Here is a 17707-nt window from a genome sequence, read left to right as displayed (position 1 = left end):
GCTCTCCTCAGCGACCGAGATAGACTTCGATCACCCGCTCATTTTCCTGCACCTGTTCCAGCGACCCTTCGGCCAGCACGCTGCCCTGGTGCAACACGGTGACGTGGTCGGCAATCGCGCCGACAAACCCCATGTCGTGTTCCACCACCATCAGCGAGTGCTTGCCCGCCAGGCGCTTGAACAGCTCGGCGGTGAATTCGGTTTCGGCGTCGGTCATGCCCGCCACTGGTTCATCCAGCAGCAACAATTGCGGGTCCTGCATCAGCAGCATGCCGATTTCCAGGAACTGCTTCTGACCGTGGGACAGCAACCCGGCCTGACGCTCTGCTGAGGCTGTCAGGCGGATGGTGTCGAGCACTTCGTCGATACGGTCTTTCTGCTCGCCACTCAAGCGTGCGCGCAGGCTGGCCCACACGGACTTGTCGGTCTTCTGCGCCAGCTCCAGGTTCTCGAACACGCTCAGGGCTTCGAACACGGTGGGTTTCTGGAACTTGCGGCCGATGCCGGCTTGGGCGATCTGCACTTCGCTCAGGCGGGTCAGGTCCAGGTTTTCACCAAACCAGGCGGTGCCGTGGCTGGGCCGGGTCTTGCCGGTAATCACGTCCATCAGCGTGGTCTTGCCCGCGCCGTTGGGCCCGATGATGCAGCGCAGTTCACCGACGCCGATATAGAGGTTGAGGTTGTTGAGCGCCTTGAAGCCATCAAAGCTGACGCTGATATCTTCCAGGGTCAGGATGGTGCCATGGCGCGTGTTCAGGCCCTTGCCGGCCACTTGGCCGAGGCCGATGGCATCGCGGCCGGCGCCTGCATCGAAAATAGGTTCAAGCATGACGTTCCTCATTTCTTCAGCAGGCCGATGACGCCCTTGGGCAGGTACAGGGTGACGATGATGAACAGCGCGCCGAGAAAGAACAGCCAGTATTCCGGAAAGGCCACGGTGAACCAGCTCTTCATGCCATTGACCACGCCAGCGCCGAGCAGCGGGCCGATCAAGGTCCCGCGCCCGCCAAGAGCAACCCACACGGCGGCTTCGATGGAGTTGGTCGGTGACATTTCGCTGGGGTTGATGATGCCCACCTGCGGCACGTACAACGCACCTGCCAAGCCACATAGCACCGCGCTCAGTACCCACACGAACAGCTTGAAGCCGCGCGGATCGTAGCCGCAGAACATCAGGCGGTTTTCCGCATCACGCAGGGCGGTCAGCACTCGGCCGAACTTGCTGCGCGCCAGGCGCCAGCCGATGAACAGGCTCGCCACCAACAACAGCACCGTGGCCACAAACAACACCGCCCGTGTGCCTGGCTCGGTAATGCCAAAGCCGAGGATGCTGCGGAAATTGGTGAAGCCGTTATTGCCGCCAAAGCCGGTCTCGTTGCGAAAGAACAGCAGCATCCCGGCAAAGGTCAGGGCCTGGGTCATGATCGAGAAATACACGCCCTTGATACGCGAGCGGAAGGCAAAGAAGCCGAACACCAGCGCCAGCAAGCCTGGCGCCAACACCACCAGGCACAGCGCCCAGAGGAAGTGCTGGGTGCCGATCCAATACCAGGGCAATTCGGTCCACGACAGGAAGGTCATGAACGCCGGCAACTCATCGCCGGAGGCCTGGCGCATCAGGTACATGCCCATCGCGTAGCCACCGAGGGCGAAGAAAAGGCCGTGGCCGAGGGACAACATCCCGGCGTAGCCCCACACCAGATCCAGCGCCAGGGCGACGATGGCGTAGCAGAGGATCTTGCCCACCAGGGTCAGGGTGTAGGCCGACACATGCAACGGGTTTTCCGGTGACAGCAGTGAACATAATGGCAACGCCAGCAGCAGCGCGAGAATCACCACGCCCACCGCAATCGTCACCTTAGGGCCAGCCTTTTGCGTGGCCGTCAGCATCAATGGTTGGTTCATCAGTCGATCACCCGTCCTTTCAGTGCGAAGAGTCCCTGCGGGCGTTTCTGGATAAACAGAATGATCAGCGCGAGGATCAGGATCTTGCCGAGTACGGCGCCGATCTGCGGTTCCAGGATCTTGTTGGCGATGCCTAGGCCAAAGGCGGCCATGACGCTACCGGCCAACTGGCCTACACCGCCAAGTACGACCACTAGGAAGGAATCGATGATGTAGCTCTGGCCGAGGTCTGGGCCGACGTTGCCGATCTGGCTCAGCGCCACGCCGCCCAAACCTGCAATACCGGAGCCCAGGCCAAACGCGAGCATGTCCACACGTCCGGTGGGCACGCCGCAGCAGGCCGCCATGTTGCGGTTCTGGGTGACGGCACGCACGTTGAGGCCCAAGCGGGTCTTGTTCAGCAGCAGCCACGTCAGCACCACCACACACAGCGCGAAGGCGATGATCACGATGCGGTTGTACGGCAGCACCAGGTTGGGCAGCACTTGAATGCCACCGGACAACCATTCCGGGTTGGACACTTCGACGTTCTGCGCACCGAACAGCAATCGGACAAGCTGGATCAGCATCAGGCTGATGCCCCAGGTGGCGAGCAACGTTTCCAGTGGCCGACCGTAGAGGTGGCGAATCACCGTGCGCTCAAGGGCCATACCGATGGCGGCGGTGACAAAAAACGCCACGGGCAAGGCGATCAGCGGGTAGAACTCGATGGCTTGCGGCACGTAACGCTGCATCAGCAGTTGCACCACATACGTGGAGTAGGCGCCGAGCATCAGCATCTCGCCGTGGGCCATGTTGATCACGCCGAGCAGGCCGAAGGTGATCGCCAAACCCAGGGCTGCCAGCAGCAAAATCGAACCAAGGGACATGCCGCTGAAGGCTTGCCCGAGGATTTCACCGAGCATCAACTTGCGTTTGACTTGGGCCAGGCTGGTTTCGGCGGCGGTGTGCACGGCGGCATCGGTTTCGACACCGGGGGCGAGCAGCGCCTCAAGACGCGTGCGCGCCAGTGGATCACCGGTGCTGCCCAACAGGCGTACGGCGGCAAGACGAACGACGGGGTCGGGGTCGACCAGTTGCAGGTTGGCCAGGGCCAGGCTGAGGGCGGTGTGCACGTCCTCGTTGGTCTCGGCGGCGACCTGCTGATCGAGGAATTTCAGTTGCGCCGGTTGTGCGCTTTTTTGCAGGGTCACCGCTGCGGCCAGGCGCACCTTGGGGTCGGCGGCGAGCAGTTGCTGGCTGGCTTGGACGTTGTCGATCAGGCTGCGCAGGCGGTTGTTCAGGCGTACGGTTTTGGTTTCACCGTTGAGCGTGAGTTGGCCTTGTTCAAGGGCGTCCACCAACTCGATGCGTGCTGGGTCGGGCTGGGTGGCCCAGTCCTGGAGCAGCTTCGCTTGTTGGCTGGGGTTGGCAGCCAGGAAGTCTTCGGCATCGTTGGCGTGTGCCGCGAAAGGCAGCAACAGCAGGGCCATAAGGATGAAGCGGTAAAAGGCAGTGGGCATAACAAAATGTCCTGATCATGCACGGACGGTGTGGGCGCTGGCTCTGTGTGGGAGCTGGCTTGCCTGCGATCGCATCGCTGCGGTGTGTCAGGTACACCGAGTTGTTTGCATCGCAGGCAAGCCAGCTCCCACATTGACCGCGCCCGACATCTGGGCTTCGGTGGGGCTTAGTTACTCTTCACCGCATAGTCCGGCTTCTTATCATTGCCCGGGATGTACGGGCTCCACGGCTGTGCCCGGATCGGTTCCTGGGTCTGCCACACTACCGAGAACTGCCCATCCGCCTGGATCTCGCCGATCATCACCGGCTTGTGCAGGTGGTGGTTGGTCTTGTCCATGGTCAGGGTGAAGCCCGAAGGCGCGGCGAACGTCTGCCCGGCCAGCGCTTCACGCACTTTGTCGACGTCGGTGGACTTGGCTTTCTCCGCCGCCTGCGCCCACATGTGGATGCCCACGTAGGTGGCTTCCATCGGATCGTTGGTCACAGCTTTGTCGGCACCTGGCAGGTTGTGTTTCTTGGCGTAGGCTTTCCAGTCGGCAACGAACTTCTTGTTCACCGGGTTCTCCACTGACTGGAAGTAGTTCCAGGCGGCGAGGTTGCCCACCAGCGGCTTGGTGTCGATGCCGCGCAGTTCTTCTTCACCTACGGAGAACGCCACCACCGGTACGTCGGTGGCCTTCAGTCCTTGGTTGGCCAGCTCTTTGTAGAACGGCACGTTGGAGTCGCCGTTCACGGTGGAGATCACCGCGGTCTTGCCGCCGGCCGAGAATTTTTTGATGTTGGCGACGATGGTCTGGTAATCGGCGTGGCCGAACGGGGTGTAGACCTCTTCGATATCTTTATCCGCTACGCCTTTGGCATGCAGGAACGAACGCAGGATCTTGTTGGTGGTGCGCGGGTAAACGTAGTCGGTGCCCAACAGGAAGAAACGCTTGGCCGCGCCGCCTTCTTCGCTCATCAGGTATTCCACGGCCGGGATCGCCTGCTGGTTCGGCGCCGCACCGGTATAGAACACGTTTGGCGACATCTCTTCGCCTTCGTATTGCACCGGGTAGAACAGCAGGCCGTTGAGTTCTTCGAACACTGGCAACACGGATTTACGCGACACCGAGGTCCAGCAACCGAACACCACCGCGACTTTGTCCTGGGTCAGCAATTGCCGGCCCTTTTCCGCGAACAGCGGCCAGTTCGACGCCGGGTCGACCACCACCGGCTCAAGCATCTTGCCGTTCACACCGCCTTTGGCGTTGATCTCGTCGATGGTCATCAGCGCCATGTCTTTGAGCGAGGTTTCGGAGATCGCCATGGTGCCGGACAACGAGTGCAGGATGCCGACCTTGATGGTCTCGGCGGCCTGGATCGTCCAGGACATGCCCATGGCGGCAATGGACGCCGAAAGAGTGAAAGCCTTGATCAAGCTGCGACGCTTCATGGTGCGATCTCCGTGAACTCAAAATTGTTATGAGGGGGACAAAGTCGAGGAGGTGATTGCAAGCGCTGTGCCTAGTCGGGAAAAGGCATGAAATAGTCGCTTCGCCGTGTGTTGCGCACGGGTTGCGCACCATCAAATGGCAGGGCGGGGTGCCAGGTGCATCGCTATGCGCTACAACGGGGCGCGGTCAGCGCTTGCGCATCAGCCCGATGAAAAACACCCCGCCAATCGCCGCCGTGGCTACGCCGATGGGCAGGTCTTCAGGGGCGATCAGCGTGCGCGCAGCCACGTCCACCCATACCAGGCACAGCCCGGACGCAAGGCTACAGAAAGCCTCTGCGTCGGGCATCTCGCTGATTTCATGCTGAACCCGAGGCAGATTCACGTTGCGCAAAAAAGCGCGACAGCACCAGGCGATCCAGCGCCCACACCGCAATCAAAGACGCGCCAACAAGAGGAAAAATGATCGCCAGGGCGAGCATGATCACCATCGCGGTTTTCCACTTTGGCAGGTCATGACGCAGCGGCGGAACGCCCAAGCCGCCTTGAGGCCGACGCTTCCACCAGATGACCACGCCGCTGACGGCGCTGAGCAGGATCATCAGGCAGATCAACAGCACGATGAGCTGATTGACCCAACCGAACATCTTGCCTTCGTGCAGCATCACGCCGGTCTCGGTGGCTCGCGCGACCAGGTTGTAATGTTCCCAACGCACATCGGCCAGCACCTTGCCGGTGTACTGGTCCACGTGCAGGGTGGCGTCGTTGCGTGGGTCGTTGGCGAACACCGCGACGGTGAATACACCTTCGGCGGTGGTGGGGAAGGTGATGCTGTAGCCGGGCTCGACGTGGCGTGCGTTGGCCAGGTCGACCACTTGTTGCAAGCGCAAGGTGGGCGCCGCCGGAGCTGAATGCATAGCGCCATGGTTCATGTGTTCGGCATGGTCGCCGGACATCGGCATCGGCGTGTTTTCCATGGCCCAGGGCACGGTCTGTTGGCTGGCCGTATTGAGCGCGCGTGCCTGCTGATCGGACTGCGGCACGTTGTTCCACATCGTCGCCGGGAAGGTGTTCCACAGGTCGGCATATTGCTTGCCCCAGAAGCCGGTCCAGGTCATGCCGCTCAGCAGCATCACCAGCAACAAGGACGCGCCCCAGAAACCGGTGACCGCATGCATATCGCGCCAAAGCACCCGGCCACGACTGTTGAAACGCGGCCACAGCACACCCGCCGAGGACTTGCCGCGTGGCCACCACAGGTACAGGCCCGACACCACCAGCATCACGCCCCAACCGGCGGCGAGTTCCACCAGGCGATCGCCGACGGTGCCGATCATCAGTTCGCCGTGCAGGGCGCGGGCGATGGCTTGCAGGTTGTATTTCGAGTCCTGCTCACCGAGGACCGTGCCGCGATAGGGATCGACGAACACGGTTACTTCGCGGCCTCCGTTGTGCATCACGAATTGCGCGCTGCTGGTGCTGTCGGCAGGGGGCAGGTATTTGCTGATCGCGGCGTTGGGGTAGGCGGTTTTGGCGCGTTGCAGTTGCTCGTCGGCGCTCATGACGTGCTCGGCGGTTTGGACCTTGAGCAGGTCGCCGTACATCAGTGGGTCGAGTTGGGGTTTGAACAGGTAGATGATGCCGGTCAGGGCCAGTAGCACCATGAATGGGGCAACGAAGAGGCCGGCGTAGAAGTGCCAGCGCCAGGCCAGGTTGTAGAAGGAGAGTTTTGGGGGGTTCATCAGGTGCTCCGCAAGGCTTAAAAATTGTTGTCTGTTATGCCGCCTTCGCGAGCAAGCCCGCTCCCACATTTGAAATGCATTCCAAACTGTGGGAGCTGGCTTGCCTGCGAAGCTTTTAGAAGCTCATATCAACTTTGGTCCAGAGCGTGCGCCCCGGCTCCTTGATGGCCTGCGGGTCACTGGCCGGGTAGCCGAACCCGGCGTTGCCGGCCAGGTTCAAGTGCTCGGCGTAGGCCTTGCCGAACAGGTTGTCGACGCCGGTACTGACCTTGAAGTGCTTGTTGATGCGATACGCCGCGTTCAGCGAGAACACGCCAAAGCCGCCGCTCTTGTCGAAGTCCTTGCCGACCACGTTGCCCTTGTTCTGGTCGATGCGGTTTTGTGCGGCGACCACACGCCACAGCGCGCCTGCGCTCCAGTCATCCTCGCTGTAGGTCAGGCCCAGGCGTGCGTCCAGCGGGGGCATTTGCGGCAGGGCTTTGCCGTCGCTGCTGTTCTTGCCCCAGGCGTAGGCGAGGGTGGCGTCGGCCTTCCAGTTGCTCGTCAGTTTGTACGCTGCGCCCAGTTCGCCGCCCATGATGCGGGCGTCGACGTTACGGGCCTGAGAGGTGGTGCCCATCATTCCGGGCCGGTAGTCGAACAGGATGAAGTCCTGCACCCGACCGATGTAACCCGAAGCCCAGGCTTCCATGTTTTCGGCTTTGTACTGCGCGCCGAAATCGAGCTGGGTGGTTTTCTCCGGCTTCACGCCGTCGAAGGCATTCACCGAGCCGGCCGCGCCGGTGTTGGGCGAAAACAGCTCCCAGTAGTCGGGGAAACGCTCCGAGTGGCCCAGGCCTGCATAGAGGGTGGTGGGGCTGTCGGCCAGGTCGTGTTCATAGCGCACGAAGCCGGAGGGCAAGGTGTCCGCGCGGGTGTTGTCAGCCGTCGGATTGGCGCGCGTCATCATGCCGGAACCGGTGCTCTGCCGGAAATCCTTGGCCGAGGCGCGGTCCAGGCGCGCGCCAGTGATCAGCCGTTCGCGGTCGGCGGCGTACCAGGTCATTTCGCCAAACACACCATAGTTGTGGAAGTTGGCGTCCTTGACCCGTGGCAGGTCCTTGTAGGTCTCGATGCCCATGCTGCTGCGCTGGCGGTGTTCGTTGGTCTGCGCATCCAGGCCGCTGATCAACTGCACATCGGCCCAGCGCCAAGTGGCCTTGATGCGCGCGCCGAGGGTGCGCCGGTCGACGTTGGATGCCATCGGCCCGGCCATCATGCCGGTGCCCGAGGGCGTGCGCAGGCTGTAGTTGTCCATCACATGGTCGGCGTAGTTGTAGTAGACCTGGGCTTCGACCTTGTCGAGGACTTCGCCAATGTTGGATTTTTCGAAACGCAGCCCCAGGCTTTCGCGCAGGAATTGCGAACCATCCATGCCGCGCCCGGCGTAGCGCGCTTCGCCATCGCCACGGCCGGCAGTGAGTTCCAGCAGGGTGTCGGCGTCGGGGGTGAAGCCTACAGCTACGTCGCCGTTCCATTTGTCGTAGCGCGAGGCGACGGTGTCGTTGTTGCCGTCCTTGTAGTCGTCTGCATGGGCCTGGTTGCCGATCACCCGCACATAGCCCAGCGGCCCCCCGGCTGCGGCATCAATGACTTTGTCGAAACGCCCGTTGGAACCGGCCAGCACGCTAGCGTTGAGCCGCGTACCCAGCTCGCCGAATTGCTCAGGCTCACGCTCGAACAGCACGGTGCCGGCCGACGCGCCAGGGCCCCAGAGCACGGTCTGCGGGCCTTTGATTACGGTGAGTTTGTCGTAGGTTTCCGGTGAGATGTACGAGGTGGGCGCATCCATGCGGCCCGGGCAGGCGCCAAGCATCATGCTGCCATTGGTGAGGATATTCAGGCGCGAGCCGAACATGCCGCGCAGCACCGGGTCGCCATTGGTGCCGCCATTGCGCACCAGGGCGAAGCCGGGGATGGTCTTGAGATAATCGCCGCCATCGCTGGCGGGCACCGGTTGGCGCGGGTCTTTCGGGTTGGTGATCACGGTCAGCGGTGAGCTGGGGGCGATCGCGGTAATGACGGTGGGGCTCAATTCATTTTCGTCGGCATGAGCCATTGGAGCCAGCAGTGCGCCGCACAGAACGGCGAACACGGGAGTACATCCCAAACGGGTGTCAGCAGAAAACCTGGACATGACAAATTCCATCAATCAATCGTAAACAACCCGGCCAGCAGCCTGCGGCTGTCTGTCTAAAGTCGGCCGGGGTGAAGTAACGCTGTGAAGTGCTTACGAAGCGATGGGCGGCGCGCGGCTGCGGGCGCCGGGGAAGATGCTTTGCCGGGCATGGCCCAGGCGCGTGGCGGGGGTGAGGGCGTTGGCGGGCGGCGGACTGCTCTGGGTGAAGGTTGAAACGCCGCCGGGCAAGGCGGGGCAGCTGTAGAGCAGGTCGCAATAGCCGCACTTGGACCAGAGGGCGTGGTGTTCGTCAGGGGTTTTCTTGTGATGGGAGTCGCCGTGGTCCATCGGAATGTCCATCGACATACCGGCGTGATGGTCCATCGGCATCGCTTGGGAAATCAGCGGACCGATAAAGATCATCAGCATGGCGAACAGGCTGATCCAACCGCCGCGCCTTACGCGGGCGTGTGGGGAGAGCCTGGCGCGAGGGGCGCCCATTACGTGTCAGTCTATTGCGGGTGCTTGTGTGCGTGGCCGGCCATCGGCGGTACTTTCTGTACCGACACTTGCACCGCGACCTTGCCGGCTTTTTCGAAGGTCAGGGTCAGCGGGAATTGCTTGCCGTCGGCCAACAGGCTGCGGTCTTTGAGGCCGAGCAGCATCACGTGGTAGGCCATGGGCGCGAAGGTCAGGTCACCCTTGGCCGGTACGGCGACGCTGGGCACTTGCTGCATCTTCATCAGGTCGCCCAGCATGACGTGTTCATGCAGCTCGGCTTTTTCCGCCACTGGCGTTTCGACGCTGAGCAGGCGGTCCGGGGATTCGCCGGTGTTATGAATCACAAAATAGGCAGCGACAGTCGGCGCATTCGGCGGCAACTCCTGGGACCAGGGTTCGCTGACCACTAGGTCACCGGACTTGTAGTCCTCGGCATTGGCAGCACTGAATACCGGCAGCAGCAACGCAGCCAGAAGCAGGGAAGATTTGAGCATGGCAGTTCTCCAGAACGGTTCTAAACGCAGTTCACTTGCGAAGAAAATCAGACCGTTGGAGAGGCGCGGGGGTTGAGGCTTGGCCATTGCTGGCGCGGGGTCGGGCTTTGCAGCCGGGGCGACGGCAAGCTCTGGGAGGTACTGAATTGGGTGAGATACAACTGCGGCACATGTCCCGGCAACGCCACCAACGGCGCCGAGCCCGAGCAACACCAGCAATGCTGCATGGTGGAGTGATCGTCCTGCTGCGGCGCCGGAATCTCCAGCTTGCCCAGGGCGATGGTCTTGAGCGTAGCGCCATTGGAGGAGCAGAAACTGCCCCACAGCAATTGCTGCACCGGGTCCTGGGACTGTTGCATCGCGCTGGCCATCGGCATGGCAAAGGCGTTGAACAGCACTGCGAGGCAGGCGATCCAGGCGATTGCAAAGCGTTGACGAGCCATGGCGGACAATCCGTAGGGTTAAACGATCAGGGGGTATTTAGCCTGATCGTAGGAGATAAGTAAAAACAGGGCATGTGGTTTGGTGTCGCAGTGCTATCAGATAGCGGTGGCGTGGAGCTTGAGGCCCAACGCTTTCATGACTTTCATGATAGTCGCGAATTCGGGATTGCCAGTGGCGGAGAGGGCCTTGTATAGGCTTTCGCGGCCGAGGCCAGCGTCGCGGGCGATTTGGGTCATGCCTTGGGCGCGGGCGATGTTGTTGAGGGCTGAACGAATCAGCAAGCCGTCGCCGGAGTCCTCTTCGAAAGAGGCTTCAAGGTACTCTGCCATGTCCTCGGGAGTCTTGAGGTAGTCCGCGACGTCGAAATCTGTAAATTCAGTCATGGGTTATTCCTTTTTTCAAAGTCTTCTGCAATTTTCTTTGCGTGTTGGATGTCACGCTTCTGGGTTGATTTGTCGCCTCCTATCAACAGTAGGTAAACCACATCGCCCTTGCGCGTGAAGTAAATTCGGTATCCGGGACCATAGTGGATGCGCATTTCTGATACGCCGTTTCCTACTGACTCACAGTCTCCAAAATTCCCATATGTTGCGTTGTCTAACCGTGTTATCACACGTGCACGAGCAGCATTACAGCGCAATGAAACTAGCCACTCCTGAAATTCCTTCGATTTTTTGAAATGAATCATCGCTGATCGTATTCCTTGGGATACAGCCTGGCAAGTTGCGATGCACTGTAAAAGCAGGCATCCCCATTGAGGCTATTTGACGCGAAACTGCGAGGGGGGAGGTTAGGGCGGGGGCTTTTGGCTGAGCCAGCCAGCAGGTTCGGAAGTGTTTGTAGGGGGATTCGGCTTTTATGAGAAGGCCAAATGGTTGGCCATTTAGCGGGTTATTTGAAACAAGAGAAATTGTTCTGCGTTGCGCAGTTGATTGAGCTGGCGAAGGTGCTGGCTGATCGCGTACACGGCACGTCCTCACTGTAGGCGCCGGCTTGCCGGCGATGAGGTCCCTGAGACTTGCGGTGAGCGTGCGGGCCTCATCGCTGGCAAGCCAGCGCCTACAAGGATTGCAGTGTTTGCAGGAGGTCTTGCACGTTGGTGAACTCTCGGTCGACGGTAGCCAGAGCGGGGCGTTTCAATACAAGCACCGGCACGCCTCGCTCTCTTGCCACTTCCAGCTTTGGTTCTGTGGCGGTGCTACCGCTGTTCTTGCTGATCAACACATCAATCCCACGGCGCCTGAACAGCGCGCGCTCATCCTCAATCAAAAACGGCCCCCGCGCGCCGATCACTTCACACCGCTCATTCCCCGGATACACATCCAGTGCACGTAACGTCCAGAACTGCTCCGGCGGGATTTCATCAAGATGCTGCAACGGCTCGCGCCCCAACGTGAACAGCGGACGCTTGAAGGGTTTAAGCGCTTCAATCAGCGCGGCCCAATCACTGACCTCGCGCCAATCATCCCCCGCCTGCGGCTGCCACGCCGGGCGGCGCAACGCCCAACACGGCACACTGCTCAACCGAGCAGCCTCGGCCGCATTGCGGCTGATCTGCGCCGCGTACGGATGGGTCGCGTCGAGAATCAGGCTAATCCCCTCATCCCGAACAAACTGCGCCAAGCCCTCGGGCCCGCCGTAACCGCCCACCCGCACTTGGCATATCAGGTCAGTCGGCACTCGGCCCACACCGGCCAGACTGTAGATATGTTCCGGGCCCAACGTACGGGCAATGGCCAGCGCTTCAGTCACGCCGCCCAACAACAGGATGCGTTTCATAGCGGCTTGACCACTTCCAGCAACGTGATCGGCAGCGCCTGTCGCCACGTATCGAATTCGCCCAGCGGCTGGGCCTGGGCGACATGGATACGCGTCAGTTCTCCGCCATAACGCGCACGCCAGTCCATCAAGGTCATTTCGCTTTGCAGGGTCACAGCATTGGCGACCAGCCGCCCGCCCGGCCGCAGGTGTTGCCAGCAGGTCTCGAGCACGCCGTCGCGGGTGACGCCGCCGCCGATGAAGATGGCGTCCGGTGCCTCCAGGCCGCTTAAAGCCTCGGGCGCTTTGCCGCGAACCAGTTGCAGGCCCGGCACGCCCAGGGCGTCGCGGTTGTGTTCGATCAGGCCTTGGCGACCTTCATCCGCTTCAATCGCCACTGCACGGCAACTCGGATGAGCGCGCATCCATTCAATACCAATGGAGCCACTGCCGGCGCCCACGTCCCACAGCAGTTCGCCGGGCATCGGCGCGAGGCGGGCGAGGGTCATGGCGCGTACATCGCGTTTGGTCAGTTGGCCGTCATGTTTGAAGGCCGAGTCTGGCAGGCCGGCCAGACGTGACAGGCGCGCAGCCTGCGGGTCAGACACGCAGTCGATGGCAACCAGATTCAAATCGGCGATTGGCGCGTGCTGCCAATCAACCGCCAGCCCGTCGATGCGCCGCTCGTCCGCGCCACCCAAATGTTCAAACACGCTCAAGCGGCTCGGCCCAAACCCGCACGAAGCCAACAAAGCGGCAATCAACGCCGGACTGCGACCGTCATTGCTCAACACCAACAAGCGCACGCCACTGGCCAGATGCGCATTCAGCGCCGCCAGCGGCCGGGCGACCACGGACAGCGTCACCACTTCCTGCAACGGCCAACCCAACCGCGCTGCCGCCAACGACACCGACGAAGGCGTCGGCAAGATTAGCAATTCATTCGCCGCCACCTGCCGTGCCAGACTCGCGCCCACGCCATAGAACATCGGGTCCCCACTGGCCAACACACACACCGGCTCGCCGCGCCGCGCCAGCACCGGTTCCAGGGAAAACGGGCTCGGCCATAACTCCCGCTCGCCGCGAATACACACCGGCAACAGGTCCAACTGGCGCTGAGCACCTATAATCCGCGTGGCGCGCAACAGGGCATGCCGGGCATTCCTGCCCAGCCCCTTGAAGCCGTCTTCACCGATGCCTACAACCGTCAGCCAGGGCGACATAACAATTCCTTGAACGACATCCGACGGGCAGGCTTTTCATGCCGCCGGACAAAGCAGGCATAATACCGCGCCTTTACCCATCAACCGGTAGCCCCGTGAACCCAACGCCCGCTGTGAATACCTTGCGCCCCTCGGCTTGTCCGGGGTTGCTGCGTATTGTCCAGGCGTTGGATGGCGGCATTTGCCGGATCAAATTGGCCGGTGGTTCGATCCGCGCCGCCCAGGCCCACGCGGTGGCGGATGCCGCCCAGGCCTATGCCGGTGGGGTGATCGAGGCGACCAACCGCGCCAATCTGCAGATTCGCGGGATCGGTGCCGAGGAGGGGGCTTTGATCGCCCTGCTGCTGGCCGCGGGCCTTGGCCCCAACAATGCCGCCGGCGACGATGTACGCAACCTGATGCTCAGCCCCAGCGCAGGGATCGACCCGCAGATGCTGTTCGACACCCGCCCGCTGGCCGATGAAATCCTCGCCACCCTGCAAAACCACCCACGTTTCCATGAACTGTCAGCCAAGTTCGCCATACAGCTGGATGGCGGCGAAGCCCTGGCGATGCTCGAGCATCACCACGACCTGTGGCTGTCGGCCTTCATCCGCAATGGCCAGACGCTCCTCGCCTTTGGCCTGGCGGGTTGCCCGGGGCTGGATGCGCCGCTGGCCGCCGTGCCGCTCGAGCAGGGGCATGCGCTGGTGGTGGCCGTGCTGGAGGCGTTCCTCGACCTGGCCAGCCCGGAACAAACCCGCATGCGGCATTTGGCTGTGGATAACTTGCTGGGGCATCTGAGCCTGCCATTACTGTCGGCCGATGGCTTCAAACGCCAGCCCAGCGGGGCTTTGCTGCACCTCGGTACGTATCCACAGGAGCAAAAGAATCAGTTTTATGTTGCCGCCATCGCACCCTTGGGCCGCCTGGACGCGACGATGCTCAAAAGCGCCGCACACCTGGCCAGTGAGTACGGCGACGGCACCTTGCGCTTCACCCCTTGGCAAGGTGTGCTGTTGCCCAACGTCGAAAAACCGCACGCCGTGACCGAGCGCCTGGCGCAACTGGGCTTCCTTTGCACCATCGACCAACCCCTGGCGCGAATGACCGCCTGCACCGGCTCCAGCGGCTGCGGCAAGGCCCTGGCCGACACCAAGGCCGACGCCGTGCAACTCGCTGCTCTGGACACCGGGCACAACGTGCACCTGTCCGGCTGCCCACGCTCCTGCGCCGCCGCACATACCGCGCCGGTGACCTTGCTGGCGGTGAGCCCCGGCCACTACGACCTCTATTTTCGCGAGGCAGCCCACCCCGATTTCGGCCGGCTGCACGCACGCAACCTTTCTATTGAAGCGACGGGCGCCTTGCTGCGCGCCCGCCCACGGAGCAACACCGATGATTGATTACATCCGCGACGGTCAGGAGATCTATCGCAACTCCTTCGCCATTATTCGCGCGGAAGCCAAGTTGGACCGCATCCCGGCTGATTTGGAGAAACTTGCGGTGCGGGTGATTCATGCCTGCGGCATGGTCGACGCCATCGACGGCCTGCAGTTCTCCGAGGGCGCGGGCAAGGCCGGGCGCGATGCGCTCGCCGCTGGCGCGCCGATCCTGTGCGATGCGCGGATGGTTTCCGAAGGTGTGACCCGCGCACGCTTGCCGGCCAATAACCCAGTGATCTGCACCCTGCGCGACGACAGCGTGCCGGAGCTGGCGCGCGAACTCGGTAACACCCGTTCCGCTGCCGCCCTTGAACTGTGGCGTCCGCACCTGGAAGGCAGCGTGGTGGTGATCGGCAATGCGCCGACCGCGTTGTTCTATCTGCTGGAAATGCTGGATGCGGGCGCGCCGAAACCGGCGTTGATCCTCGGTTTTCCGGTCGGTTTTGTCGGCGCTGCCGAGTCCAAGGCAATGCTCGCCGCCGATAGTCGTGGTGTGCCGTTCGTGATCATGCAGGGCCGCCTGGGCGGTAGCGCCATGGCCGCCGCCGCGGTGAATGCCCTGGCCACGGAGGTCGAATAATGCCGGCACGCGGACGTTTGATCGGCCTGGGCGTAGGCCCCGGTGACCCGGAACTGATCACCCTCAAGGCCCTGCGCCTGCTGCGTGAGTCGCCCGTGGTGGCGTACTTCGTGGCCAAGGGCAAGAAGGGCAACGCCTTTGGCATCATCGAAGATCACCTGGTGCCGCAACAGACGCTGATGCCGCTGGTGTACCCGGTGACCACCGAAGTGTTGCCGGCGCCGATGTCCTACGAGCAGGTGATCAGCGATTTCTACGACGCCGCCAGCGTTGACGTCGCCGCACATCTGGATGCCGGCCGTGACGTGGCGGTGATCTGCGAAGGTGACCCGTTCTTCTACGGCTCCTACATGTACCTGCACGACCGCCTCGCCGAGCGCTATGAAGCGCAGGTGATTCCTGGCGTGTGTTCGATGCTCGGCGGTGCCTCGGTGCTGGGTGCGCCGTTGGTGTATCGCAATCAGAGCCTGTCAGTTCTTTCGGGTGTATTGCCCCATGAAGACCTCAAGCGCCGCTTGGCGGATGCCGATGCGGCCGTGATCATGAAGCTGGGTCGCAACTTCCCGAAAGTGCGTCAGGTGCTGGAAGACCTTGGCCTGGCCGGGCGTGCGCTGTATGTGGAGCGCGCCACCATGGCGAACCAGAAGATCGTGCCGCTGGATCAGGTCGACCCGTCGTCGTCGCCGTACTTCTCGCTGATCATCGTGCCCGGTGAACGGTGGCAAGGTTGATGAGCCCGGCGATTGTCATTCTGGGCCAGGGCAGCCTGGCCACTGCGCGCAAGATCCAGCAGGTCTACCCCGGTGCGTTGATCCATGGCCTGGCCGGACGGGTCGACGGCGCGGACCAGACCTACAGTGAATTCGGCGCGACCCTGCGTCTGCTCTATCAGCAAGGCACGCCGCTGATTGCGCTGTGCGCGGCGGGTATCGTCATTCGTACCCTGGCGCCGCTGCTGTTGGAAAAAGGCGAAGAACCCGCCGTGCTGGCCGTGGCCGAAGACGGCCGCGCGGTGGTGCCGTTGCTCGGCGGCCTGGGCGGTGTGAACGTGATCGCGCGCGAAATCGCCGCTGCGTTGAACGTAGCCGCTGCGATCACTACCAGTGGCGAGCTGCGTTTTGGCACCTGCCTGCTCAACCCGCCTGCGGGTTATGAACTGGCCGACCTGGAACTGGGCAAGCGCTTCGTCTCCGACCTGCTGGCCGGCGAAAGCGTGCGCATTGAAGGCGCCGCGCCGTGGCTGGACCAGGCCAATTTGCCCCAGGACCAACAGGCACGCCTGGCGATTCATGTGGGCAGTGCCGAGCGCACGCCTGCCGCCAATGAATTGCTGATCTACCCGAAGAACATCAGCGTGACCTGCAAGCCAGGTGCGCAGTTGGCTGAGCGTGTGCGCACTGGGTTGCATGAGGCGGGCATCGCCGTGCAATCCCTGGCGTGCCTGTTGGCCAGTGATACACAGATGGCCGAAGCGTCGTTGCATGAGGCAGCGTTGAAGCTGGGTGTACCGCTACGGTTTGCCAGCGTCACCCAGGACGTCGATATTGTCATCAACGTTGCCGAGCAACCCCTGGACCTGTCGCAAGTCGGCCGTGTGCGTGGCCGCTTGGCCGTGATCGGCCTGGGCCCCGGCGCCGCTGAGTTGATGGTGCCAGCGGTCAAGGCTGAACTGGCGCGCTGCACCGATGTGCTGGGTTACGAAACCTACGTGCGCATGGCCGGGCCCTTCCGTGACGACCAGGTGCAGCATTGCACCGACAACCGCGAAGAAATGCAGCGTGCCCGCCACGCCTTTGAACTGGCGGCCCAAGGTCGCTCGGTGGTGGTTGTGTCGTCCGGCGACCCCGGCGTGTTCGCCATGGCCGCTGCGGTAATCGAAGCCCTGCACGAATCCAGCGATCCAGCCTGGCATCAGGTCGACCTGGAAATCCTGCCGGGCGTTTCGGCCTCGCTCGCTACCGCCGCCCAGGCTGGTGCGCCGTTGGGGCATGACTTCTGCGTGATGTCGCTGTCGGACAACCTCAAACCTTGGTCGATCATCGAAAAGCGCTTGGATTTGGCCTCCCAGGCCGACCTGGCGCTGGCGTTCTACAACCCGATCTCGCGCTCGCGGCCGTGGCAGCTGGGGCGTGCCCTGGAAATCGTCGCGCTGCATCGCACGCCTGATACGCCGGTGGTGCTAGGCCGGGATATTGGTCGGCCGGGTCAGACCCTGCGCGTCACTACGCTGGGGCAACTGACGCCGGAGCAGGTGGACATGCGCACCATGGTGCTGATCGGCTCCTCCACCACCGTCACCTTCCCGCGTGCCGGTGGCGGTGAGTGGGTGTACACACCGCGCTGGTACGGCGAGAAACCCGCCACCTGAAAACCGCCCTTCAGGTGCCTGAAAGCTCCGAATGACCCAGGGATTTTCCTGGCGTTGTCCGGGGCTTTTTCTTTTTTCTGCGACGAAATCCGGAAGCCCGCCAGACACGCCGCGTGATTGCTGGGCGGCATGGTTTGACGGGTTGCGCCAAGGGATGTTTGTCGTCTGGAAAACG

The 17707-nt window shown here is 62.3% G+C and carries 18 protein-coding genes; 4 read left to right on the top strand and 14 right to left on the bottom strand.

Going from position 1 to position 17707, the window contains the following annotated elements; genetic code table 11:
- Positions 1-7 precede the first annotated feature (7 nt).
- The 14 genes from urtD to cbiE form a co-directional block, all read right to left on the bottom strand.
- A complete protein-coding gene (gene urtD, locus EJ576_RS04030) occupies positions 8-841 on the bottom strand; it encodes an urea ABC transporter ATP-binding protein UrtD (protein ID WP_163002065.1) in 834 nt (277 codons plus the stop codon).
- Positions 838-1905: an urea ABC transporter permease subunit UrtC gene (gene urtC, locus EJ576_RS04025; protein ID WP_122730634.1), complete on the bottom strand. Its 1068-nt coding sequence runs from the start codon at positions 1903-1905 to the stop codon at positions 838-840. Before urtC ends, urtD begins: the two co-directional genes overlap by 4 nt.
- Complete coding sequence (urtB, locus tag EJ576_RS04020; RefSeq protein ID WP_126569611.1) at positions 1905-3407, bottom strand: urea ABC transporter permease subunit UrtB; 1503 nt, start codon at positions 3405-3407, stop codon at positions 1905-1907. The genes urtC and urtB overlap by 1 nt, the downstream gene beginning before the upstream one ends.
- Before the next feature lie 167 nt (positions 3408-3574).
- Positions 3575-4840 carry an urea ABC transporter substrate-binding protein gene (gene urtA / locus EJ576_RS04015; protein ID WP_126569610.1) on the bottom strand — a complete coding sequence of 422 codons (1266 nt, stop codon included), beginning with the start codon at positions 4838-4840 and terminating at the stop codon, positions 3575-3577.
- 187 nt (positions 4841-5027) lie between these two features.
- Complete coding sequence (locus tag EJ576_RS04010; protein WP_371923928.1) at positions 5028-5225, bottom strand: iron chelate uptake ABC transporter family permease subunit; 198 nt, start codon at positions 5223-5225, stop codon at positions 5028-5030.
- Complete coding sequence (locus EJ576_RS04005; RefSeq protein WP_122730640.1) at positions 5200-6582, bottom strand: PepSY domain-containing protein; 1383 nt, start codon at positions 6580-6582, stop codon at positions 5200-5202. The genes EJ576_RS04010 and EJ576_RS04005 overlap by 26 nt, the downstream gene beginning before the upstream one ends.
- Before the next feature lie 115 nt (positions 6583-6697).
- Positions 6698-8758 carry a TonB-dependent copper receptor gene (locus EJ576_RS04000; RefSeq protein ID WP_126569609.1) on the bottom strand — a complete coding sequence of 687 codons (2061 nt, stop codon included), beginning with the start codon at positions 8756-8758 and terminating at the stop codon, positions 6698-6700.
- A gap of 93 nt (positions 8759-8851) precedes the next feature.
- Complete coding sequence (locus EJ576_RS03995; RefSeq protein WP_122730643.1) at positions 8852-9241, bottom strand: DUF2946 domain-containing protein; 390 nt, start codon at positions 9239-9241, stop codon at positions 8852-8854.
- 11 nt (positions 9242-9252) lie between these two features.
- Positions 9253-9735: a copper chaperone PCu(A)C gene (locus EJ576_RS03990; RefSeq protein ID WP_126569608.1), complete on the bottom strand. Its 483-nt coding sequence runs from the start codon at positions 9733-9735 to the stop codon at positions 9253-9255.
- Between the two features lie 47 nt (positions 9736-9782).
- Positions 9783-10178 (bottom strand): DUF2946 domain-containing protein, encoded by a 396-nt coding sequence (locus EJ576_RS03985; protein WP_095014519.1) that lies wholly within the window; start codon positions 10176-10178, stop codon positions 9783-9785.
- Positions 10179-10274: 96 nt separating this feature from the next.
- Entirely contained in the window at positions 10275-10562 is a 288-nt protein-coding gene (locus tag EJ576_RS03980) for an addiction module antidote protein (RefSeq protein WP_122730648.1), read from the bottom strand.
- Complete coding sequence (locus tag EJ576_RS03975) at positions 10559-10867, bottom strand: type II toxin-antitoxin system RelE/ParE family toxin (RefSeq protein WP_122730649.1); 309 nt, start codon at positions 10865-10867, stop codon at positions 10559-10561. The genes EJ576_RS03980 and EJ576_RS03975 overlap by 4 nt, the downstream gene beginning before the upstream one ends.
- Positions 10868-11238: 371 nt before the next feature.
- A complete protein-coding gene (locus EJ576_RS03970) occupies positions 11239-11958 on the bottom strand; it encodes a cobalt-precorrin-6A reductase (protein ID WP_126569607.1) in 720 nt (239 codons plus the stop codon).
- On the bottom strand, positions 11955-13160 hold the full coding sequence (cbiE, locus tag EJ576_RS03965; RefSeq protein WP_126569606.1) for a precorrin-6y C5,15-methyltransferase (decarboxylating) subunit CbiE: 1206 nt from the start codon (positions 13158-13160) through the stop codon (positions 11955-11957). Before cbiE ends, EJ576_RS03970 begins: the two co-directional genes overlap by 4 nt.
- Before the next feature lie 38 nt (positions 13161-13198).
- On the opposite strand from cbiE, the gene cobG reads away from it, so the two are divergent.
- Genes cobG through cobJ form a run of 4 tightly spaced genes read left to right on the top strand, consistent with a single transcriptional unit; the run spans position 13199 to position 17532 of the window.
- Positions 13199-14545 carry a precorrin-3B synthase gene (gene cobG, locus EJ576_RS03960; RefSeq protein WP_126569605.1) on the top strand — a complete coding sequence of 449 codons (1347 nt, stop codon included), beginning with the start codon at positions 13199-13201 and terminating at the stop codon, positions 14543-14545.
- A complete protein-coding gene (locus EJ576_RS03955; protein ID WP_016976987.1) occupies positions 14538-15164 on the top strand; it encodes a precorrin-8X methylmutase in 627 nt (208 codons plus the stop codon). Before cobG ends, EJ576_RS03955 begins: the two co-directional genes overlap by 8 nt.
- Positions 15164-15895: a precorrin-2 C(20)-methyltransferase gene (locus EJ576_RS03950; RefSeq protein ID WP_122730656.1), complete on the top strand. Its 732-nt coding sequence runs from the start codon at positions 15164-15166 to the stop codon at positions 15893-15895. The genes EJ576_RS03955 and EJ576_RS03950 overlap by 1 nt, the downstream gene beginning before the upstream one ends.
- Positions 15895-17532 carry a precorrin-3B C(17)-methyltransferase gene (gene cobJ, locus EJ576_RS03945; protein ID WP_126569604.1) on the top strand — a complete coding sequence of 546 codons (1638 nt, stop codon included), beginning with the start codon at positions 15895-15897 and terminating at the stop codon, positions 17530-17532. Before EJ576_RS03950 ends, cobJ begins: the two co-directional genes overlap by 1 nt.
- Positions 17533-17707: the final 175 nt, after the last annotated feature.

The sequence above is a fragment of the Pseudomonas sp. C 49-2 genome, from assembly GCF_003970195.1.
GTDB classification, from domain to species: domain Bacteria; phylum Pseudomonadota; class Gammaproteobacteria; order Pseudomonadales; family Pseudomonadaceae; genus Aquipseudomonas; species Aquipseudomonas canadensis.
Note: the sequence above shows the minus strand (reverse complement) of the source record. Positions and strands in the feature narration are given on the sequence as shown.